Source organism: Austwickia chelonae, assembly GCF_003391095.1.
Lineage (GTDB): Bacteria > Actinomycetota > Actinomycetes > Actinomycetales > Dermatophilaceae > Austwickia > Austwickia chelonae_A.
In genome coordinates, this window is the sequence record NZ_CP031447.1 from 2,380,332 (window position 1) to 2,401,224 (window position 20,893).

At 65.0% G+C, this 20,893-nt stretch carries 17 protein-coding genes and 1 riboswitch; of the genes, 9 read left to right on the forward strand and 8 right to left on the reverse strand.

What is annotated here, in order from left to right:
• Complete coding sequence (gene hutG / locus DX923_RS10525; RefSeq protein WP_116114707.1) at positions 1 to 1,050, reverse strand: formimidoylglutamase; 1,050 nt, start codon at positions 1,048 to 1,050, stop codon at positions 1 to 3.
• A 176-nt stretch (positions 1,051 to 1,226) separates the two neighbouring features.
• Here hutG and hutU point away from each other — a divergent pair, with 176 nt between their 5' ends.
• From hutU to DX923_RS10545, 4 genes are all read left to right on the forward strand, one after another.
• Positions 1,227 to 2,918 carry a urocanate hydratase gene (hutU, locus tag DX923_RS10530; RefSeq protein WP_116114709.1) on the forward strand — a complete coding sequence of 564 codons (1,692 nt, stop codon included), beginning with the start codon at positions 1,227 to 1,229 and terminating at the stop codon, positions 2,916 to 2,918.
• Position 2,919: 1 nt separating this feature from the next.
• Positions 2,920 to 4,200: an imidazolonepropionase gene (hutI, locus tag DX923_RS10535; RefSeq protein WP_116114711.1), complete on the forward strand. Its 1,281-nt coding sequence runs from the start codon at positions 2,920 to 2,922 to the stop codon at positions 4,198 to 4,200.
• 213 nt (positions 4,201 to 4,413) lie between these two features.
• Entirely contained in the window at positions 4,414 to 6,402 is a 1,989-nt protein-coding gene (locus tag DX923_RS10540) for a PhoX family protein (RefSeq protein ID WP_240322595.1), read from the forward strand.
• Between the two features lie 108 nt (positions 6,403 to 6,510).
• Positions 6,511 to 8,160, forward strand: a complete 1,650-nt coding sequence (locus DX923_RS10545) for an AMP-binding protein (RefSeq protein ID WP_116114715.1) — start codon at positions 6,511 to 6,513, stop codon at positions 8,158 to 8,160.
• 51 nt (positions 8,161 to 8,211) lie between these two features.
• Here the strand turns inward: DX923_RS10545 and DX923_RS10550 are convergent, their stop codons facing one another.
• Both DX923_RS10550 and DX923_RS10555 read right to left on the reverse strand, forming a co-directional pair.
• Complete coding sequence (locus tag DX923_RS10550) at positions 8,212 to 10,866, reverse strand: AAA family ATPase (protein ID WP_116114717.1); 2,655 nt, start codon at positions 10,864 to 10,866, stop codon at positions 8,212 to 8,214.
• Positions 10,863 to 12,011 (reverse strand): metallophosphoesterase family protein, encoded by a 1,149-nt coding sequence (locus DX923_RS10555; protein WP_116114719.1) that lies wholly within the window; start codon positions 12,009 to 12,011, stop codon positions 10,863 to 10,865. Before DX923_RS10555 ends, DX923_RS10550 begins: the two co-directional genes overlap by 4 nt.
• 114 nt (positions 12,012 to 12,125) lie before the next feature.
• Here DX923_RS10555 and DX923_RS10560 point away from each other — a divergent pair, with 114 nt between their 5' ends.
• Together DX923_RS10560 and DX923_RS10565 are read left to right on the forward strand one after the other, a co-directional pair.
• On the forward strand, positions 12,126 to 12,575 hold the full coding sequence (locus tag DX923_RS10560; RefSeq protein ID WP_116114721.1) for a fluoride efflux transporter FluC: 450 nt from the start codon (positions 12,126 to 12,128) through the stop codon (positions 12,573 to 12,575).
• Positions 12,572 to 12,943 (forward strand): fluoride efflux transporter FluC, encoded by a 372-nt coding sequence (locus DX923_RS10565; RefSeq protein ID WP_116114723.1) that lies wholly within the window; start codon positions 12,572 to 12,574, stop codon positions 12,941 to 12,943. Before DX923_RS10560 ends, DX923_RS10565 begins: the two co-directional genes overlap by 4 nt.
• Positions 12,944 to 13,107: 164 nt before the next feature.
• Here DX923_RS10565 and DX923_RS16935 read toward each other — a convergent pair whose 3' ends face one another.
• Entirely contained in the window at positions 13,108 to 13,872 is a 765-nt protein-coding gene (locus tag DX923_RS16935) for a C40 family peptidase (RefSeq protein WP_275895829.1), read from the reverse strand.
• Between the two features lie 5 nt (positions 13,873 to 13,877).
• A riboswitch (cyclic di-AMP (ydaO/yuaA leader) is annotated at positions 13,878 to 14,021 on the reverse strand.
• Positions 14,022 to 14,463: 442 nt separating this feature from the next.
• Positions 14,464 to 15,171, reverse strand: a complete 708-nt coding sequence (locus DX923_RS10575) for a metal-dependent transcriptional regulator (RefSeq protein ID WP_116114727.1) — start codon at positions 15,169 to 15,171, stop codon at positions 14,464 to 14,466.
• A gap of 535 nt (positions 15,172 to 15,706) precedes the next feature.
• Between DX923_RS10575 and DX923_RS10580 the strand changes: the two genes are divergently transcribed.
• Together DX923_RS10580 and serC are read left to right on the forward strand one after the other, a co-directional pair.
• Complete coding sequence (locus tag DX923_RS10580; protein ID WP_205413025.1) at positions 15,707 to 16,816, forward strand: citrate synthase 2; 1,110 nt, start codon at positions 15,707 to 15,709, stop codon at positions 16,814 to 16,816.
• Between the two features lie 58 nt (positions 16,817 to 16,874).
• Complete coding sequence (serC, locus tag DX923_RS10585) at positions 16,875 to 18,002, forward strand: phosphoserine transaminase (protein ID WP_240322596.1); 1,128 nt, start codon at positions 16,875 to 16,877, stop codon at positions 18,000 to 18,002.
• Positions 18,003 to 18,270: 268 nt separating this feature from the next.
• Here the strand turns inward: serC and DX923_RS10590 are convergent, their stop codons facing one another.
• The 3 genes from DX923_RS10590 to DX923_RS10600 all read right to left on the reverse strand — a co-directional run bounded on the left by DX923_RS10590 (position 18,271) and on the right by DX923_RS10600 (position 20,094).
• On the reverse strand, positions 18,271 to 18,795 hold the full coding sequence (locus tag DX923_RS10590) for a MarR family winged helix-turn-helix transcriptional regulator (protein ID WP_116114733.1): 525 nt from the start codon (positions 18,793 to 18,795) through the stop codon (positions 18,271 to 18,273).
• A 142-nt stretch (positions 18,796 to 18,937) separates the two neighbouring features.
• Entirely contained in the window at positions 18,938 to 19,696 is a 759-nt protein-coding gene (locus DX923_RS10595) for a DUF3027 domain-containing protein (protein WP_116114735.1), read from the reverse strand.
• On the reverse strand, positions 19,693 to 20,094 hold the full coding sequence (locus DX923_RS10600) for a cold-shock protein (RefSeq protein WP_006502690.1): 402 nt from the start codon (positions 20,092 to 20,094) through the stop codon (positions 19,693 to 19,695). Before DX923_RS10600 ends, DX923_RS10595 begins: the two co-directional genes overlap by 4 nt.
• A gap of 421 nt (positions 20,095 to 20,515) precedes the next feature.
• On the opposite strand from DX923_RS10600, the gene DX923_RS10605 reads away from it, so the two are divergent.
• The gene (locus DX923_RS10605) at positions 20,516 to 20,866 is read left to right on the forward strand and encodes a VOC family protein (protein ID WP_116114737.1); all 351 of its coding nucleotides are present in this window, start codon (positions 20,516 to 20,518) and stop codon (positions 20,864 to 20,866) included.
• Positions 20,867 to 20,893 lie beyond the last annotated feature (27 nt).

The following is a 20,893-nucleotide window of genomic DNA, read 5'->3' on the forward strand; positions in this document are numbered from 1 at the left end:
CTACCCGGCCGACGACGCTCCCACGAGGTCGCTGATCAGTCTGGCCGCCGCCCGGCTGGTGCGATTGTCCACGTCGAACCGAGGTGCCACCTCCACCACGTCCACCAGGATCAGTTTCCCACTGGCGGCCACCAGCTCGCACACCGCGATCAAGGACTCCAAGGGCACTCCGTAGGCGGCCGGTGCGCTCACCCCCGGAGCCGTCGCGGCAGGCAGAACATCCATGTCGATCGACAGGTGCACCAGATCGCATCCCGCAAGCCAGAACTCGACCGCAGCCGACATCTGTGCAACCCGGCCCGGCGCGCAGTCCACATCGCGAAGGTAACGCACGCCCCAACGTGCCGCCTCCGCGAAGAGCGCAGGAGTGTTACCGGTCGCGCTGATCCCGAGTACCGCGTAGTCGAAGACCCTCCCTGCGACCTGCTCGGCCCTGGCCATCTGCAGAAAAGGCGTGCCGGAGGTCGATATCGAGTGATCACGCAGATCGAAGTGGGCGTCGAGATTGAGCACGCCCACCCGCGCGTCGGCGCACCTTCGGGCTGCGGACCACCCCAGGTAGGAGCCGTAGGCCGTGTCATGTCCGCCACCCAGCACGACGACCAGTTCGTGCCGATCGAGCAGATGAGCGGTGTGCGCGCCGAGTCGCCGCTGGGCGTCCTCCAAGTCGTCACCCACCACGGTGAGAGTCCCGGCGTCGTGAATGACCGGCCGTTTCGGTTCAGCAATCTCCCCGGCATCGACCGTACGTCGGTGGACGGGACGGGTCCACTCGGCGAAAGCCCTGGACCGGGGCTGCCTCGGGTGCCAGGCCAAGGGCGCGAGCGCACGCCGCAGAGCGTCGGGGGCCTCTGCTGCGCCGGGACGTCCGTGGTTGCGGCGGACTCCTTCGTCGGAGGCGAATCCGATCAGTGCGAGATCTCCGGTGGCCTCGTCGTGCGGGTCCAGTGGGGTCACCAGTTGGTGCCAACGGGTGTGTTCGGGGCCGGGGCCGTCGAGCCGTCCGGTCCAGACGTCATCGGGTGTCGGCTGCCACGAGGAATCGTCCATATGTCGAATCCTGGTCGCTGCGCAGGCTCGTCGCACAGTCAGCTGAGCCCGGGTATGTCTCGGATATGAGACGCTCAGCCACGGTTCCGGCTGGCAGCGTCCGTCACCGACCGTTTCGATGGAGGACGACACAGGTCGTCGCGGGCTCCGCTGAGAGCGGGCAGGAAGGAACCACCATGGCATTCCCCGGCGCACGCGAGGTCCGCGCCCCACGCGGAACCGAGATCTCCACGAAGTCCTGGCAGACCGAGGCACCCCTGCGCATGCTCATGAACAATCTCGATCCCGAGGTCGCCGAGCGTCCGGACGACCTGGTGGTCTACGGCGGCACCGGGCGAGCGGCACGCTCCTGGGAGGCCTTCGAGGCGATTGTCTCTGCCCTGCGTGACCTGGAAAGCGATGAGACCCTGCTGGTGCAGAGCGGAAAACCGGTCGGGATCTTCCGAACCCACGAATGGGCTCCGCGTGTCCTCATCGCCAATTCCAATCTGGTGGGTGACTGGGCGAACTGGCCAGAATTCCGGCGCCTGGAGGCCGAAGGCCTGATGATGTACGGGCAGATGACCGCCGGTTCCTGGATCTATATCGCCACCCAGGGCATCCTGCAGGGCACCTACGAGACCTTCTACGCCGTGGCCCGAAAACTGCACGAAGCCGGCCGGCTGACCGAACCGTCCTTGGCCGGCACCCTGACACTCACCGGCGGCTGCGGCGGCATGGGCGGCGCTCAGCCTTTGGCGGTCACGCTCAACGGCGGGGTGGCACTGGTCGTCGACGTCGACCGGCACCATCTCGAACGACGGGTCTCGAAACGCTATCTGCACGAGGTCGCGGACGATCTCGACGACGCCGTACGTCGGGTGAATGCGGCGAAGTCCGAACGCCGTCCGTTGTCCGTCGGCCTCCTGGGCAATGCTGCTGATGTCTTCCCCGAGATGCTGAGGCGTCACCGCTCCGGTGAGGTCACCGTCGACATCGTCACCGACCAGACCAGCGCGCACGACCCGCTGTCCTATCTGCCTTCCGAGATCCCCTTCGTCCAGTGGCCCGACGAGGCCCAGGCCGACCCGGAGGTCTTCACGAAGAAGGCCCGCGAGTCCATGGCGGCGCAGGTGCAGGCGATGGTGGAATTCCAGGACGCCGGGGCCGAGGTCTTCGACTACGGCAACTCGATCCGCGACGAGGCCCGGCACGCCGGTTACTCCCGTGCTTTCGAGTTCCCCGGTTTCGTCCCGGCGTACATTCGTCCGCTGTTCTGCGAAGGTCTGGGCCCCTTCCGGTGGGCTGCCTTGTCCGGAGATCCCCAGGACATCGCGGTCACCGATGCCGCGATCAAGGAGCTCTTCCCCGAGAACACCCACCTGCACCAGTGGATCGATGCCGCCGGAGAGTACGTCGAGTTCGAGGGTCTTCCCGCCCGGATCTGCTGGCTGGGTTACGGCGAGCGTCACCTGGCCGGCGTACGGTTCAACGAGCTGGTCCGCGAAGGCAAGGTCAAAGCACCGATCGTGATCGGCCGGGACCACCTCGATTCTGGGTCGGTGGCCTCCCCCTACCGGGAGACCGAAGACATGCTCGACGGTTCCGATGCGATCGCAGACTGGCCGCTGCTCAACGCGCTGACGGCGACCAGCTCCGGTGCCACCTGGGTGTCCATCCATCATGGTGGCGGTGTCGGTATCGGCCGGTCGATCCATGCCGGCCAGGTTGGGGTCGCCGATGGCACCGATCTGGCCGAGGCGAAGCTGAGTCGTCTGCTCACCAACGACCCTGGCATGGGGGTCATCCGGCATGTCGATGCCGGTTATGCACGGGCTGCTGAGGTGGCTCGCGAGCGCGGCGTACGCATCCCGATGCAGGAGTCCTGAGATGTCGGTTCTTCCCGATGCGGAGGTCATCACTGGTATCGGCGAGTTGTGGACGGTTGACGACCGACAGGGTGAGGACCCTCGGTTGGGTTACGGCTGTGGCGTCCTGGCTGATGCAGCTGTCGTGGTCGAGGGTGGGGTGATCGTCTGGGTCGGCCCGTCGAAGCAGGCTCCGGCTGCGGATCGGTGCACCGATGTCGACGGACGGGCGGTTCTTCCGGGCTGGGTCGACTCGCACTCGCACCTGGTGTTCGCCGGGGACCGCTCAGCAGAGTTCGCGGCACGGATGGCCGGCCAGTCGTATGCGGCCGGGGGGATCGGGGTGACCACTACGGCGACCCGGGAGGCCTCCGATGAGGAGCTGCGGGCGTTGATCGCGGGCCGGGTCCGTGACGCGGTGCGCGGCGGGACGACCTATCTGGAGACGAAGACCGGTTACGGTCTGTCGGTGGAGCAGGAGGCCCGGTCGGCACGGTTGGCGGCTGAGGCGGTGGACGAGGTCACTTTCCTGGGTGCTCATCTGGTGCCGGGTGAGTTCTCCGGCGGCGGGCCGGGCCGTGACCGGGCGGACTATGTCGACCTGGTGTGCGGTCCGATGTTGGAGGCTGTCCGTGGCCTGGCGTCCTGGGCCGATGTCTTCTGCGAGGAAGGAGCTTTCGACGTCGAGGAATCCCGTCGGATTCTGTTGGCCTGCCGGGACGTCGGGCTGGGGTTGCGGGTGCACGGCAACCAGCTCGGGCGGAGCGGAGGAGTCGCGATGGCGGTGGAGGTCGGTGCCGCCAGTGTCGACCACTGCAACTTCCTGTCCACGCAGGATCTCGATGATTTGGCGCAGTCCGACACCGTGGCAACCGTGCTGCCTGCCTGTGATCTGTCGACGAGGGCTCCGCTGGCTCCCGCGCGGGCGTTGTTGGACGCCGGGGCCGTGGTGGCTTTGGCTTCCAATTGCAATCCGGGAACCAGTTACACGACGTCGATGAACTTCTGTGTCGCCACGGCAGTTCTGCAGATGAACCTGTCGGTGGCCGAGGCGGTGCGGGCGGCGACCTCGGGTGGTGCTCGTGCGCTGCGGCGGGATGCGGACCTCCCGTCGTCCAACGGGATCGACGGGGAGTGCGGCGTCGAATTCTTTACAGGCGCACGGGCTCCGGTGGGCTCGGTGCGGGTCGGGGCGCGGGCGGATCTGCAGGTGTTGGCTGCGCCGTCGGCTACCCATCTGGCGTATCGGCCGGGGATGCCGTTGACCTGGGCTGTGTGGCGGGAAGGTTGCCGGGTCGTCTGACGTCGACCATCGAAAGGCTCTCTCGGTGAGGCCTCCTGGCCCGGTGTTGTTCATATGACATTGGGCCGGGCGACATCCGTAGGTCCACGGGGCGGCTTTGGGTGGTCAGCAGGGGGTCGGCGGGCTGCGCGTCCGCCGGTTCTCGTCGCCTGCCACCGCCACTCGAAAGCGAGCCGCCCCGTGTCCCCGATGCCCTCCTCACAGCGGAGTCTCTTGTCCGTCGTTGGCCACCCCGGTGGTCGCAGCGCTATGACCTGTCATTACCGGTGCGGTAACGCCTGTGCTCAGGAGGCACCCAATGCCGAGGGCGGTCAGCATTTCGGGCTGGTCGCGGCGCAGGCGGTCAGTCGTCGCGGTTTCTTGCGGCTGGGTGGAACGACCGCAGTGGTCGGGTTGTTGGCGGCGTCCGGTTCCCGGGTTCCGGTCGCTGCGGCCGCTGAGGAAACCGACCGGGGACTGGTCGATGCCCTGTCCGGTGGGGCTGTTTTCGATTTCCGGGGGATCGCCCCGGTGCCGGCGACGACGGACATGGTCGTGGTGCCGCCGGGGTTCACCTGGGCTCCGCTCATCCGGTGGGGAGACCCGATCCTGCGTGGGGCGCCGGCTTTCGATTTCGACCGGCAGAGCGTTCGGGCCCAGGAACGACAGTTCGGGTACAACAACGATTTCACGGCACTTATCCGGGAGAGCGATCTGCGCGGGCTGCTGGTGTGCAATCACGAGTACACCAACGACGAGTTGATGTTCCGCAGGATCAAGAGCAGTAAGGACCTCAGTGTCGAGCAGATCCGTGTCGTGATGGCGGCGCACGGCATGTCCGTCGTCGAGGTGGCTCGGAAGAATGTGCGTTCTCCGTGGCGGTATCTGCCGACCGGTCGGCGCAATCGTCGGATCACCGCGAGCACGCCGTTCGCGGTGACGGGGCCTGCGTCCGGGTCGGCGCTGCTGCGTACCTCGGCCGACCCGCAGGGGCGTCGCATCCTGGGAACCTTGAACAACTGTTCCGGCGGGGTCACTCCATGGGGGACGGTGCTGTCCGGGGAGGAGAACTTCAACCAGTACTTCAAGGCGGACGCAGTCCCTCCTGCTCGGCGGGCCATGCTGAAGCGGTACGGCATCGACAGCGGAGGACGGGGGTGGGAACGCGCCGACCGGCGGTTCGACCTGGTGCAGGAGCCGCAGGAGGCGAATCGTTTCGGGTGGGTGGTGGAGGTCGACCCGTACGATCCGACTGCTGTCCCACGCAAACACACTGCTCTAGGACGGTTGAAACATGAGGCGGCCACGGTGGCGGTTGACGACGACGGCACAGTGGCCTGTTACACGGGGGACGACGAACGGTTCGAGTACCTCTACAAGTTCGTTTCACATTTCCCTTATCGGGAGGGCGATTCCGCAGAGGTCAAAGCACACAATGCCCGCATCCTGACCTCGGGGGACCTTTTTGTCGCCGCGTTCACCGCTGCGGAGGACGTGGACATGCCGCATGCCGGGGTCGGCACCTGGTTGCCCCTGGTGAAAGACGGACGGTCGGCGGTGCCGGGGATGTCCTTGGACGAGGTCCTGGTCTTCACCAGAGCGGCTGCGGACAAGGTGGGAGCCACGAAGATGGACCGGCCCGAGGACGTGGAGACCAACCCGGTGAACGGCAAGGTCTACATGGTCTGCACCAACAACACGAAACGTCGGCCTGGGCAGGTCGATCCGGCGAACCCTCGCCCGGCGAACAAGCACGGGCACATCATCGAAATCACGCCGGACAGCTCCCGTCATGCCTCAGACGGCTTCACCTGGGATCTGGTCCTGGTCGCCGGAGACCCCTCCGACCCGGACACCTACTTCGCCGGGATGTCCCCCTCGGATGTGACACCGATCTCCTGCCCCGACAACATCACCTTCGACTCGGCCGGCCATCTGTGGATCGCGACGGACGGGCAACCCGGCACGTTGAACCACTGCGATGGCCTCTACATGATGACGGTGGACGGCCCGGAACGTGGCAAGCTGCGCCGCTTCCTCACCGTCCCGGTCGGAGCGGAGACCTGCGGCCCGGTGGTCAGCTGGGACGACCGGACCGTGATCGTGGCCGTACAGCATCCGGGCGAGGTCGACGGTGCTTCTCCTGATCGTCCGGCCAGCACCTTCCCTTACGACGGGCCACGTCAGCCCCGTCCCTCGGTGATCCAGGTCCACCGGACGTAAGGCGACTCCCGCCCCGCGAGGGCTCCCCCGCCGACGTAGATGACATGTCAGAGCACTCCACTGCCGCAGCTACCATGGATTTGAACGCCTGCTCAAGTGGAGGGTCGCATGGAATACCCCAGCTCTGACCCCGACATCGAGTACCCGGATCTTCGCCTGGACCAGTTCGTGCTCGCTGCCCTGGCCGAGCACGAGGCAGACCGGGCCGCTCTGATCGACGGAGTGACCGGCCGGAGCCTCACCTACGGGGAGCTGATCGCTCAGGTCCATCGGGCTGCTGCCGGATTCGCTCGGCTCGGTATCGGCTCCGGCGACGTGGTGGCCGTCCATCTGCCGAACTGTCCGGAGTTCGCGGTTCTTCTCCTGGCGATCTCGGCGGTAGGCGCGACGACGAGCCCGGTGTCGACCTCGTCGGTGGCCGAGGAGGTCATCGGCCACGTCGAGACATCAGGGGCCACGATGCTGGTCGCGCACGCATCCTTGTGGCCTGCAGCAGGTCCCTGCGCCTCGTCGATGGCGGTGGCCGGTTCCCCGGTGGTGGTCGTCGCCATGGACGAGCTGTCGCGTCCTGTCCACGACGGATTCACCTCCTACACGGACTTCTTGGCCTCCTCCCCCGAAGGCATGGAGATCGATCCGACCGCCCCTGATCTCGATCTGGCCACCCACCCGGTGTGTCTTCCGTTCTCCAGCGGAACGACGGGATTGCCCAAACCGGTGATGCTCAGCCATCGGGCGGTCACGGCGAATGTTCTACAGTTCAACGCCGCTGTCCATTTTCCCGGCCCGCAGAAGACCTTGGCCTTCCTTCCCTTCAGCCACGTCTACGCCCTGTCAGCCACCTTGCTCGGTGGGCTCGTCCGCGGGGACACCCTGGTCACGATGCCGTCGTTCCAGATCTGCGAGGCCCTGCGGCTGCTCCGTGAGGAAGAGATCACGCTCGTCTTCGTCGTCCCACCGGTGGCCACACTCCTGGCGACCCACCCTCAGGTCGTCCCCAGCGACCTTTCCACCGTGACCACGATGATCTGTGGCGCTGCCGCTCTCGACCCGTCGGTGGCCCGGGCGATAACGGCCCGTCTTGGAGTGGAAGTTCTTCAGGGGTACGGCCTTTCGGAGATGGCCCCGGTCACGCACGTGATGCGTCGCGGAGCCGACATGCCGGTCGAGTCGGTCGGCACCGCGCTATCCGGCATCCGTTTCCGGGTCGTGGACCCCGAGACCGGTGCGGATGTCCGCCCACCTATCCAGGACACCGTTGCCGGCCCTGGCGAGCTCCTGATCACCGGCCCCAATGCGATGGTCGGTTATCTGGGTGACCCTGCTGCCACCGCTGAGATGATCGACGACGAGGGGTGGGTGCACACCGGTGATCTGGTGACCGTCGACGCCCAGGGATGTCTGTGGGTCGTCGACCGGATGAAAGAGGTCCTGAAGAACCGCGGGTACCAGGTATCGCCCACGCAGCTGGAACAGCTGCTCCACGAATATCCCGGCGTCCGCGATGTCGCGGTCACCGGTGTCCGGGGCGATGACATCGACGACGAGCGTCCGTTCGCGCTGATCGTGCGCCATGTCGGAGCCGGCGTCGGACCCAGCGAAGAAGGCCTGCTGTGTTATGTCGCTGACCGCACCGCAGCGCACCGGCATCTGGCCGGGGTGGCCTTCGTCGAACAGATTCCCCGCTCGTCATCGGGCAAGATCCTGCGCCGTCGACTTCCGGACCTTCTCCCCGAAGGTGTCGCCGCTGCCCGGTGACGCTCTGTGCTCCCCCGCCCGTCGAGGAAGCCCGAACAGCCCGTCGCATCATCATCTGCCGATACGCGCCTGACCTGCTACGGCAATTCCGGCGTAGCGGGTCGGCGAACTCGTCAGCAGCAGGATCTGGACGTCATCGGCCAGACCGAATGCCGCCACGACCCTGCGTAGCCGTTCCGGATCGGAATAGCCCAGTGCATCGTCGATGACGACGGGTACCCCTTGGTCCCGATCAACCAGGGTGGAGACCGCCAAACGGGTGAGGATCGCCAATTGTTCCTTCGCCCCGGTGGACAGGCATTCGAAGGGCACCCGCTGTCCGTCGACGACACGGGCCACCACCCGTAGCGATTCGTCGACCTCGAGTTCGAGACCAGGTCCGAAGACCACCGCGCCGAAATGGCGCAAGGCCTCGGCGAAGGGCCTGGCATAGGCGCGCTGGGCGTTCTGGCGGTGTGTCTGCAAAGTCTCGTGTAGATGTCGGGCCGCCTCGGCCCGGCGGGTGACCGAGGTGAGTCTGCGCTCAGCCTGTTCGAGCTCGCTTTCCGCCTTCTCCAAGGCGTCGTAGCGTCCTTGGCGCCCGGCCTGTTCCAGGCGTGCTTCGACGCGGACCAGGTCCTCCCGCAGGCTTGTTGCGTGCCGTTCCACCCCGGCCAGGGCCTCCCGCCCGGAGTCGCGTAGTCGCCGGTTGCTGTCTGCGTCCAGTTCCGTGAGTTTCTGCTCCAGCTGTCGGCTCCGGTCGCTGCTGCGCTGCCGCACGTCTTCAGCCTGTTCAACCGCTCGAGCGAGCTCGTCGTCCTGGACCTGTTCACGTGCCGTGCCCAATCGCGCTTCGGCAGCCGTCAGCTCCTGATGCGCGGCTCCGAGCAGCGAATCCGCACGGGCGTGACGATCCCGAAGGTCGGAGGCCTCCTCCTGGGCAGCTTTCAGCTGTACCTCGTGCAAGTTCAGCTGTTCTTCGACCTCGGCAAGTTCTGCCCGTAGTGCGGCTAGGTCCGTGGGTTCTTCGGTATCGGCGTCGATGAGATCGGTCTCGTCCTGGTTGCTCGGCTCGTGTTCAGCCAGGGCGGCCAGGCGTCCTTCGGCTTCGACGAGACGATCACGTAGATCGGCGACGCTCTTGCCCTCGAGGAGGTCCTCGAGTCGTTCTCGGGCCCGGGCCAGGGTGTTCGAGGCCTCGCCGTGCCGCCGACAGGAATCACGAGCTGCTTCGAGGGTGTGAACACCCACCCGGTCCAAGGCTCGTTGCAGTGCGCTTTCGGCCGCGGCCACCGCATCAGCGCGTTCCTGTGCCGCGCTTTCGGGTGTCCAGCGGAGTCGGAGCTGTCCGGGGATCTCGACGATGAGTTCTTGGTCGACGGTGAGCACGACTTCTTCGTCGCGGTCGAGCCGATGGGAGGTGGTTCCGGCCATGACCTCCTGGCCGTCTGCTGAAGCGGTCACGATGAGATGTGCACTGTCGGCGTCGCGTCGAGCCCGAGCGAGGCCGAGCTGGACCGCGCATTGTTCGACCTCCTGCAGGGCCTCCTCGTCGACCCGGCATTCGGCGAGTTCTCTGGCCGCGCCCAATCTGACCCGGTCGGCGTCTTCGGCTCGCGTGACCGCATTCGTCAAAGCAAGGACGTCCTCCGAGGCGCGGTTGTATTCGTGGGTACGCACGATGCTGTCCAGGGTCCGCGTCAGATCACGTACGCGTTGGGTGAGCTCGGTTTTCCTCCGTTGTCCTTCCGCCTGACGTTCTTGTGACTGCGCCAGCTCTTCTCCCAGCTCGCGTAGAACTTGCTCCTGCTCCTCGTAGGTCGATCGTCGTTGGGCCACCTCGGCGAGTAGCGCGTCACGGTCCTGGAGGCGTTCTCGGGCGTGGCGGCATTCTCGAGCCGCCTCATCGACACGCGCAGCGGCCTCGACGAATTCTTCTTCGACGGAAGCGATCTCGACCCAAACCTGCTCGCTGGAATCGAGTTCGTCCCGGGCTGCCTGCCACCGGGCCGTGGTCTCCTCGATCTCTCGTGCGATCCGTTCGTGGTGCGCGACGTCCTCTTCCACCTCCCGCACGGCGTCTGCTGCAGCGCTCCTGATATCGCGGGCCTGTTCGATCTTCCGCTGTTCACGGGCTAGTTCACCGGTGGGTCGGGCCTTCTCCGGAGTGAAGTAACGGGCGTACTCGGCTGCCACGGCCGAGACAAGAGTATCTGCGTCTCCGCCTGTCTCGGTGGTCGTTCCTGATGCCCGGTCCAATGCTGCGGTCAGCGCAGCGCTACCGGTGAGATCAAGCTGATCAGGCACGCTTCCTTGCATGAAGCGCAAGGCCTTCCACAACGCCATGTCCGTGGTCTCGGCAAGGATCTGCTGCACCCGCTCGTGAGCTTCCTGCCCAGTGAGATGCTCGGTGCGGGGGCTGATCACCTGCAGTTCGGTCGCGGCCCGTTTGAACCATTGTTTGCGGTAGACGAAGCGGTACTCCCCTGCGCTGAATTCTGCTTCGATCGTGGTGGGAACGTCCTGGCCGATCGGCCGAACCGCACGAACCTTCGCCTTCGCGCTGCTGTCCTTCTCGTCGAGCAGAAGGTCGATCGCTTCGACAAGGGTCGATTTCCCGGCTTCGTTGGCGCCGGTCAACAGGTAACACCCGTTGTCCGGGAAGGCCAGGGGCTCCGGGTCCTGAAGCCCCCTGAGATGGGAGACCTTCAGCCGGTGGATCCTCATCGTTCCCCTGCCTTGGCGAGTCGGTAGAGCAGCGCGAGGGCGTCTCCGGCCACAGCTGCCTCTGCGCCTTGGGTCTCGGCCTGCGCAGCCAGCTCGTTGACGGCTGCGGTGACAAAACCTCCGACTCCGATGTCGGTGAGTTCGGTACCGTCGACGTAGACCGCGAGGTGAGCGTGCCTTTCCCAGGCGTAGCAGCCGGCGAGCCTGTCGGTGTGACGTGCCAGCAGATCCTGGAGACGAGCATGCTCGGAGAGGCTCAAGGTGCCGGTCAGTGCATATCTGACGACGGTTCGGTCGGCGTCGGGCAGGCCCGAGAGCTCACTGTCCAGGTCGTCCAGGTCGTCACTTCCGTTGACCTCACGGGCTAGATCTTGGAAAGCCCATCGACCCACGTGGATCTCCTCGACCTGGCCCGTTCCTTGAGGGGAAAGCTCGACCAGAAGCACGTCGCCGGGGAGCTGCTCGCGGAAGTCGGTCACTTCCGGTGTCCCGCTGTAATGAACCATGCCGGTCGCGCCCACGGAGAGCCGGGAGTGGCGGTCGCCCAGAGCCACATAGTGGATGCTGCCCTCGGACAGCGCCTGTTCGAGGGCAGCGAGTCTGATCGCGGAGACATCACGTCGATCCGGGTTGATCGCATCGACCTGACCGTGCGCTACCAGGATCCGTCGGACACCGTCGGGCTGGGCGGCCTCCAGCGCCTTGGTGGTGGGGTCGCTGATAGGGGCATTCGAGGTCAAGGGCGCGGCGAGCAGCTCCACCCCAGGCGCGACCGGGTACGGTCCGACGTGGTCAAGGACATGCACGTGTTCCGGGCGTTCTCGGAGGAAGATCTCGGAGCGGTATATCGTGGCCGCGTTATGGGCGTCGTGATTTCCCGGAAGCAGGTAGACCGGGACCTCGATAGTGCGTAGCGCGTCCAGAGACCGCCGTAGGGTCTGGGAAGCAAGGAAGTTGGAGTCGAAAACGTCACCGGCAACGACTACGAAATCGCATCGGTGTTCACGGGCGGTCTGTCCGATACCTCGGACCGCGTCCAGCCGCGCTCCTGCGTATCGTGACTGTGCTTCTCCCTCCAGGAAGTGCCGAGTCATGCCGAGCTGCCAGTCGCTGGTGTGCAGGAAACGTACAGAGCCGGGTTCCATACTCGCGCTCTCCTCACCTCAGGGCACTGCTCGTCAGGCCGGTCTTCTCGCTATGAGGCTAACCGGTCGAATCTCCGTGCAGAGCACGACATTCTCGGCACGGAGGAGGGTGTGATGCTTGCTACGCCGTCGCCTGTCGCCTACCGGCAGTGGCCCCTTCTGCTGTGTGTCGGTGCAGGAGGTGCCTTGGGCACGGCAGCACGGGCGTCGATTGCCCAGACCTTCCCGATGTCTCCTGCCGGTTTTCCGTGGGCCACATTGGGAGTGAACTTATGTGGCGCATTGGCTCTGGGATGGCTCATCGGGTTTCTGTCCGACTTCCCTGACGTCGGCATCCGCCGGGTGCTCCGACTCACTTTCGGTACCGGATTTCTGGGCGGGTTCACCACATACAGCACCTTCGTGGTGGAGAGTCTCCTGCTGGGTGCCGATGCGAGGTGGCTGACGGCGCTGCTGTATGTCGCTGTCACTCTTTCCGGAGGATTAGTCGCTGCCGGAGTCGGGTTCTCAGTACTTCCCCGGGGGCGAGCGGTCGGAGCAGATCACGGAGGACATGAGTCATGATCGTCGCGGTGGCTCTCGCCGGCGGTGCAGGAGCGATAGTTCGCTTCGTGATCGACGGCGTCGTGTCCTCTCGGTCACGCCTAACCGTTCCGGTGGGGACTTTGTGTATCAACGTCACCGGATCAGGTGCGCTCGGCTTTCTCATAGCCTGCTACGGCTGGGGAAGCGGCTCAGCTGGCGAAGAACTACGGCTGTTGCTCGGAGTCGGCTTCCTGGGCGGATACACCACGTTCTCGACTGCTTGTGTGGAGTCGGTGCGATTGGCGGCCGCTGAGCAGAAAAAGAAAGCCCTTTTTCTGGCTCTCGGCTCTTATGCAGCAAGTCTCCTTGCCGCAGCATTAGGATTCGTTGCCGGCGGCATGTGCTAACTGCCGGACAGTGCAGGAAGACGCCCCTGTGCATCTTCCACACCATCCGGCAGTGAGCCGCTCAAGAAGGCGTCTCCCATCGAAGAGCCTTTTTTGAACGTGGTGGTGGCCCGACAGATAAGGCTGCCGAGCCACCACCGTTCACATTATGTGAAGACTTAGAGTCAGCCCACGCGTCCGTAGCTGACGTTGTTGCTCCAGATCTTGTGGAGACCCGTGCTCTGGCCAGCGGTGGGTGCGTCGTACATCATCCCGTTACCGGCGTAGATTCCCACGTGCCAGGTCCCGAAGAAGACCAGGTCACCGGGCTGCGGGTTGGAGACCGGCGTGGTGGCTGCACGCTGCGCGCCAGAAGTACGAGGGAGGGAGATCCCAGCCTGACGGAAGACGTACTGCACGTAGCCAGAGCAGTCGAATCCGGAAGGAGTGGTTCCGCCCCAGAGGTAAGGGATGCCAGAGAGGCTGGCGGCAACACCAAGGACGCTGCCCTTGGGCGCCGGGTTCATCGCACCCTTGGCCTTGGCTCCGGAGTAGGACTTGACCGCGCCGGAGCGTCCCTTGGACTGGCCCTGAGAGTCGTAAGCGCTCTCCGCGACCTCGGCCTTCGGCTTGGCGCGGTTCGAGAGCGCGACCGAAGCGAAGTTGCTGGAGGCATCGCTGGCTTCATCAGCAGCAGCCATGACCGGGAGGCCGTAGGAAACGGTGGTGTCAACAGCACCACCGGTGAGGACGACAGCCTCAGCAGCTACAGCGTTAGGGGCCGTCGGCGACGCATTCGCAGTGCCTGCCAGAGCCATGCTTCCGGCGGCAGCAACCGTTGCGGTAGCGGCAACAGCAGGACGGGCACCTCGCGCCACGGCGGATGAGAAGGACGAGACCGGGTTGAGACGACCGGGGGCGCGGTGGCGCCCGACAGTGTACTTAGACACGGGGTATAACCTCTCCAGCCGCCTGCGAGGTGAGCTGTCGGGTTCGGGCAGGAGAATGCCCGGTCGCAATCGAAGGGTTTGCGACTTCACCCCAAGGCCTCTTCGAGACCACTATGGGTCCCCCGCTCCTGCCAAGGCGTAGTGACGTGCGAACCCCTCAACGGCTGGCAGGACTCGGCGCTCCGTCGTGAGGGTCACCCCAGGGGTGGGCGACGAGACGAAGTTACAGGGACAGACGCCCGAATGTCACGCTCGGATCACAACACGATCAAGGAACTACCGGAACACTCAGGTTCGTCACGGTATTTTCGCAGCTCATCCCCGGGCCTTGCGAGAATGTGAACTGCGTCACAAGGCGGCTCCGCGGAGCTAAAAAATGGTTCAACGGCCAGCCCTCCGACGCCTTCACTCCCTTATCACCCGCGCCGGAAGATGCCCCCTCGAAGGCACCTTCCCGGAAGGGAGGCCCAGCCCCTACCTGCACTCCGGCCCACGTCCAGGACGTACGTGCGCTCTATATATAACGTCGCTCGGAGGTAACCCTCCGAGCGACGTTATATATAGAGCGCAGGCATCAGCGTGGCCGGGCGGTCACTCCTCGTTCAAGTAGCGCTGAGGAAGTGTCACCCAGATCTGAGCAGCCACATCCCGGGAGATCACGAGATCAGACTCCGCCGAGGAACCGATCCGCCACCCCTCGTCCGTCCAGGAGACGCGTACGTGCGCCTCGGGGACCACACCAACATCCTGGAGCATCCCCAGGATCTCGGCGTCGTCCTGCAAGGCCTCACCCAAGCGCCGAACCTCGACATGCCCCCCGCGACGATCGTGCAGGCTCGCGAGCGGGACGACAACGGCCCGGACCTCCTTCCCCGGCTCGACCCCCAACTCGTCCAACCCAGGGATCGGATTTCCGTAGGGGCTCTGAGTACTGCTGTCGAGCAGCGCCAAGATCTTGCGCTCGACCCGGTCACTCATGACATGTTCCCAGCGGCAGGCTTCCGCATGGACGTACTCGTACTCCAGCCCGATGACGTCCACCAACAGCCGCTCCGCGAGCCGATGCTTTCGCATGACCCTCGTTGCGCGACGCCGCCCCTCCTCCGAGAGCAACAAACTCCGGTCCGGCTGCACGGCCAGCAGGCCGTCACGCTCCATGCGCGCCACCGTCTGTGAAACCGTCGGGCCGGAGTGCCCCAGACGGTCCACGATGCGGGCACGAAGGACAGCCGTCCCCTCTTCCTCTAATTCGAAGATGATCCGCAGATACATCTCCGTGGTGTCGATCAGCTCGGTCACCCTGCCATCCTCTCAGGTTGGGCGGCCGATTCCGACCTCATGTTCATTTCCCGGCGCCCGGACCGGTCGTGGCGTCACCACCGGTCGTGAAGTCTCAACCCTGTCTGGGATACAACAGAACCCGTTCTCGAGCCTACAGAGGGCGGATTGACCTTCCACACCCTGGGAAAATGCAGCTCATGGCACCGAAAAGGCTGAGCCACACCCGTTTTGGGCAAAGACTTGATTCGTCTTTCTTGCCTGTTTTAGATTTCAATCACACCGCTTGGTCGTGGCCTAGGACCCCCGAGCTGGGTCACGACCAACGGTGGCGGCGCTGGCGCACCCCCTGGCAGCCAGCGCCCGGACCGGATCACACCTGGCACCGGTCCACGAAGGGCCGGGTCCTCCACTGGACCCGGCCCTTCGTCTTGCCCCAGCCCCTCACCACACCGGCATCTCCCGACAGAGTGCTCCCTCCTCGGCGCGACGCATCTCATCACAACCTGAGCACAGCCCCCGGAGGCCCGGTCCCCCATCAGGAAGAATGGCCTCCATGGTCACCCTTCCAGAGACCCCGCCCGCCTTCACCACGGCGATCGCCGAAGCCGACCACAACTCGGGATGCCTGCGCTACCGCGGCGTCGACATCCGTGAACTCGTCGACAAAGTCACCTTCGGCGAGGTCTGGGGGCTGCTCGTCAGCGGGAACTTCGGAGCAGGTCTTCCGCCTGCTGAACAGTTCCCCTTGCCGGTACGGACCGGAGATGTCCGAGTGGACGTCCAGAGCGCACTGGCCCAACTCGCCCCGATCTGGGGCTTCCGCCCACTGCACGACATCGACATCGACCAAGCCCGAGAGCAACTCGGACGCGCTTCCACGATGGCCATGTCCTTCATCGCCCAATCTGCCCGAGGCGCAAATGTCCCCGTCGTCCCAGAACACCAGATCGGCAAGGCCGAAACAGTCGTAGGACGCTTCATGACCCGATGGCGCGGGGAGCCGGATCCCCGCCACGTGGCAGCTCTCGACGGTTACTTCACCGTCGCAGCCGAACACGGGCTCAACCCCTCGACCATGACCGCCCGGCTCATCGCCTCCACCGGAGCCGACGTCGCAGCCTGCCTCTCAGGCGCGGTCGGCGCCATCAGCGGTCCCCTCCACGGCGGAGCACCCTCCCGCGCGCTCCGCATGATCCTGGAAGCCGAAGCACATGGCGACCCCCAGGCCTACGTACGAAGGCTCCTCGATCGGGGAATCAGGCTGATGGGATTCGGACACCGTGTCTACGGCGGGGAGGACCCTCGGGCCACCGCCATCCGCGAGCTCGCCCGCCGTTTCAAGGCACCGCTGTTCGAGGTCGCCTCTCAACTCGAAGCTGCTGCGCTGGATGTCCTCGCAGAACGTCACCCCGGCCAAGGCATCGGGGTCAACATGGAGTACTGGGTCGCCGTCCTCCTCCATGGCGCTGAGGTACCGCCACGCCTGTTCACCCCCATGTTCGCCTGTGCCCGTTCAGCCGGATGGTCCGCCCACGTCCTGGAGCAGAAGGCCCTGGAACGTCCGATTCGACCGATAGCCCACTATGCAGGCCCGTCCCCCCGCTCCGCAGAGGCAGTTCCCGGCTGGGACACGCTTCCACCCGCGCATCGTTTCGACCGTTGACCGGAGAAGGACGACCCACTCCGGCGCTCTGCGCTCACGATCAGGAGAGGATGGCGAGGTGAACGAGGGCACCCACATCAGCATCCCCGGGCATCTCTTGCCCCAGGACGGACGGTTCGGCTGCGGCCCCTCCTTGGTCCCTGCCGAACACGTCCGTGAGCTGACCTCCTCCCGCCTACTGGGAACATCCCATCGTCAGCCCCCGGTACTCGACCTGGTCAAAGAATTGCGTCACGGATTGGGCGAGCTATTCGGGCTACCCGCCGGATACCTGGTCGCACTCGGCAATGGCGGCACCACGAGTTTCTGGGATGCCGCCGCCTTCTCCCTGGTTCGCCGCCAGGCCCGCCACGGCGTCTTCGGGGAGTTCTCCGCAAAGTTCGCCGCGGTGACCGGAGGGGCGCCTTTTCTCTCCGCTCCCGTGATCGACAGCGCTGCACCCGGCTCAGTCGCACTCCCCCAGGCCGACGGAGTCTGTGACGTCCTGGCCTGGCCACAGAACGAAACCTCCACCGGAGCCTCGGCTCCGGTGATCCGACCACCCGGGCTCGACGAAGAGACCCTCGTCCTCGTGGATGCCACCAGTGCAGCGGGCGGGCTGGACGTCGACCTCTCGCAGACAGACGCGTACTACTTCGCACCGCAAAAGAATTTCGCTGCCGACGGCGGTCTGTGGTTCGCCGTCCTCTCCCCCCGTGCCCTGGACCGGATCGCCCAGATCGAGGCCTCCACCGAGCGCTGGATACCAGCTTCACTGCGTCTGGCCACCGCAGTAGAACTCTCTGCACAGAACCAGACCCTCAACACCCCTGCCCTGACGACCCTGCTGCTCATGAACGCACAGATCCGTAGCCTTCTCCAGCGTGGCGGCCTGCTCTGGGCCGTCAACCGCACTGCGGAGAACGCCCGCCGGCTGTACAGCTGGGTGGAGCAGACCTCGTACACCACCTGTTTCGTCACGAGACCGGAGCACCGGAGCCAGGTCGTCGCCACCGTCGACCTCGACCCAGCGGTCGATGCGGCCACGGTGAGCGCGGTACTGCGCCGCCACGGCGTCGTCGACACCGAGCCCTATCGCAAGCTCGGTCGCAATCAGCTACGCGTCGCGCTCTTCCCGTCGATCGAGCCTGACGACATCAGTGCGCTGACCTGCTGCATCGACCATGTGGTCAGCGAACTGAGCTGAAAGGTCGGGACAAGGAGCAGCCGTCGTTCACCGAGGAAGGGCCGGGCCGATCACCGCAACGGCCAACAAACCGGCCAAAGCCAGCCACACAATCACTCGTCGGGTTGAAGGGCTCATGACCTGCACCCATCCTCATCATGTTCGCAGCGCTTCAGCGCCGAAGTCCTGTCATTTCAGAGCGAACCCTAGCCGCGATGCCACCGGAACGACATCACGCTCTCAGAGCAAGGGACTGAAGACCCGGGCTCACGAATCTGGCTGAGCAGACTCACAGAGAGGCGACGCGACCGAGAATACGGGCCAGCTCAGGAACCAACGCTATGTCCTTCTCGTCGAGCTGACGCAGCCGCGAAGTCATCCACAGGTCACGACGATGACGTGCCTCGTCCAGCAGGGCCTGACCCGCATCGGTCAACCCCACCAACACAATGCGTCGATCCGTCGGATGCTGTGTGCGATGCACATAACCCTCGCCCACGAGCTTCTTCACCGTGCGGGTCATGCTGGGTGCGCTCACCCGCTCCAGTTCGGCGATCTCACTTGGAGGAAGGTCGCCCTCCTCCAGCCGGGCAAGAACAGCGAAATGGTGAGGTGCCACTGAACCAGCCTGAGCTTCGTACCGCACCCGACGTGCTATCTGCTGACAAGCCAGGCGGAGCTCAAGCCCTTGTCTGGCCAAACCGTCGAGTTCACCGGCTCGTGACTCGTCATGCAGGATCTCCGCCATCGGTTCCAGGTGGAGGTCATCGACGTCCACCTCCGGCAGGGAGTCGTCCTTGCGTGATAACGGCATCGTTTTCCTCGTCTCAGCAGGACGATCAGCTCTCAATACACCAGAGTAGTCCGGTTCGCGGCGCAATGGACGCCTGCTCCGTACATTCGTCCGGGAGACCAATGACTCCGGCAGGATGCTGTCCCGCCACCTTCAGAGTTCTTCAGACCCGTTCTTCGGTGAGTGCATCCCAGAGCATCTCATCGGCCAGAGGGCGACTCACCGGAACAGGGTGGCCGGCCACGACGTCCGTCTCGCTATGAGCGCCACAACCGTGGTCAAGGCTCACCACGCGACCATCGCTCGGCGACCAGGCATTCGCGCACACCCCGAAGACCGCCCGCATCGTCCCTGCCATGGGCAGGTAGTACCCGCAGCTGGAACATTTCTCAGGGGCTTTCTCCGCCACGGATGCGTACGGACCGTGATCTCCGTCATACCAACGCTGCGCCGCTGCTTCCCGCCCCTCCGCGGAAAGCACTCGGCGCCGACCCAATCCCAGCTCGTGGAAAGCCGTCCGGTCGACGTCCTCTTCCCCCGTGGCTTCAAACCCCTGCTCGAGATGCTGGTCTTCCTCGATGTACGGAAGTTCGTCACCGACCCCGAGATCACCCGGCTCGAGACGCTGGGCATAAGGGATCCAGTCCGGAGCCAGCAGAGCTTCCTCCCCCGGGACAAGATGGGTCTCACAGATCGTGACATGACGGCTACGAGCGATCCGAGCCACCGTGACCGCCCAGGCCCACCCGCGATAGGCCGGAGCAGTACAGACGAAGAGGTGAGTGGCCAGACGCTCCGAATCCATACGCATACCCAGGTGGTCCCCCACGGTCCCGGGATCGGCCATATCGGACGCCGCCGACCTCGCCTGGTCCACCGCAGAGGCCAGGATCGTGTCATGCCTGACGGCCACAGCTCTCACGCTCCATCCAGATGCGTGGCCACGGCTCGCAGCACGGCAGCCACCTTCTGAGCTTCCTTACGATCCGGGTGATGTCCGCGGCGGAAGCCATTGCTCATCCGATCCAGCATCTTGATCAGGTCTTCCGTGATGACCGTCATTTCCTCGGCCGAGCGCCGGTGCTTGGCGTGCTGTGCCGCGGCCACCGACGGAGCCGGGTCGAGCACGCGAACCTGCATCGCCTGAGTGCCCCGTTTTCCGGCAGCGATGCTGTATTCCAGACGCATCCCTGCCTTCAGGCCTGTCACGCCACTTGGTAGAGACTTCGCTGGGACGAAAACGTCATCACCGCCGTCGTCGCAGGACACGAAGCCGAAGCCCTTCTGCTCGTCGAAGAACTTCACCTTGCCAGTAGGCACTTTATGAATCACACCTTCACAGGAGCTCGCGAAAACCGACCGCTGATGCGAGCGGACACCTCCAGGCTAGCCCGTACCGCTGCCCTGACCGAACAGGATTCACCAGACATCCTTCTCCGGTCCGCAGGCAGACACCCCCTCGGGTGGCACAAAACGGGAAGACCACCCGTCCCCAGCACGGAAGAAGCCCCATATCCGGCATTCAAGCGGAGGAAAACCGCCCTCCCTGTGACCGAGAAAACCATGGAAAGCCGCGCGGCCCGTCCACTCTACGGACAGAGGCAGAAAACACATCACGGAGCAAGAACGGAGCCCAGCACAAAGCACCGTCTAGCCGAAGAGAGACATATTTCTACCGAAAAGGTTGATGGGCAAGACAACTCCTGGCAGCAGAAGTATCAGCCTCACTACCCTGAAGTACATGGTGTCCATCGCCTCTATCGCTATCGACTGCTACGACGCCCAAAACCTCGCCGAGTTCTGGAGCGCGGTGCTACACGCTGACGTCCTCCACGACGCAGACGAATACGTCGTTCTCGACTACTCCCCCCGGCTGTCCTTCCAGAACGTACCCGAGCCGACCCCCGGAAAGAATCGCGTGCACATCGACATCGAGAGCGAAGACCTCGCCTCCGACACCGAACGCATCATCGCCCTCGGCGCCACGATGATCGAGCAGGTCCGGATGAACGGCGGCCGGTGGAACGTCCTCGCCGACCCAGAAGGCAACCACTTCTGCCTCGCCGGGCCTTTCGACCACGAACATCCCTGACCACCGGCCGCCGAACTCGCCCCTTCC

Coding starts and splice junctions, on each gene's coding strand:
- DX923_RS10590 (WP_116114733.1), bottom strand. CDS start 18,795: ATGCCGTTATCACGCAAGGACGACTCCCTGCCGGAGGTGGACGTCGAT.
- DX923_RS10550 (WP_116114717.1), bottom strand. CDS start 10,866: ATGAGGATCCACCGGCTGAAGGTCTCCCATCTCAGGGGGCTTCAGGAC.
- DX923_RS10555 (WP_116114719.1), bottom strand. CDS start 12,011: ATGGAACCCGGCTCTGTACGTTTCCTGCACACCAGCGACTGGCAGCTC.
- DX923_RS10580 (WP_205413025.1), top strand. CDS start 15,707: ATGGTCACCCTTCCAGAGACCCCGCCCGCCTTCACCACGGCGATCGCC.
- hutI (WP_116114711.1), top strand. CDS start 2,920: ATGTCGGTTCTTCCCGATGCGGAGGTCATCACTGGTATCGGCGAGTTG.
- hutU (WP_116114709.1), top strand. CDS start 1,227: ATGGCATTCCCCGGCGCACGCGAGGTCCGCGCCCCACGCGGAACCGAG.
- DX923_RS10560 (WP_116114721.1), top strand. CDS start 12,126: ATGCTTGCTACGCCGTCGCCTGTCGCCTACCGGCAGTGGCCCCTTCTG.
- hutG (WP_116114707.1), bottom strand. CDS start 1,050: ATGGACGATTCCTCGTGGCAGCCGACACCCGATGACGTCTGGACCGGA.
- DX923_RS10565 (WP_116114723.1), top strand. CDS start 12,572: ATGATCGTCGCGGTGGCTCTCGCCGGCGGTGCAGGAGCGATAGTTCGC.
- DX923_RS10605 (WP_116114737.1), top strand. CDS start 20,516: ATGGTGTCCATCGCCTCTATCGCTATCGACTGCTACGACGCCCAAAAC.
- DX923_RS10545 (WP_116114715.1), top strand. CDS start 6,511: ATGGAATACCCCAGCTCTGACCCCGACATCGAGTACCCGGATCTTCGC.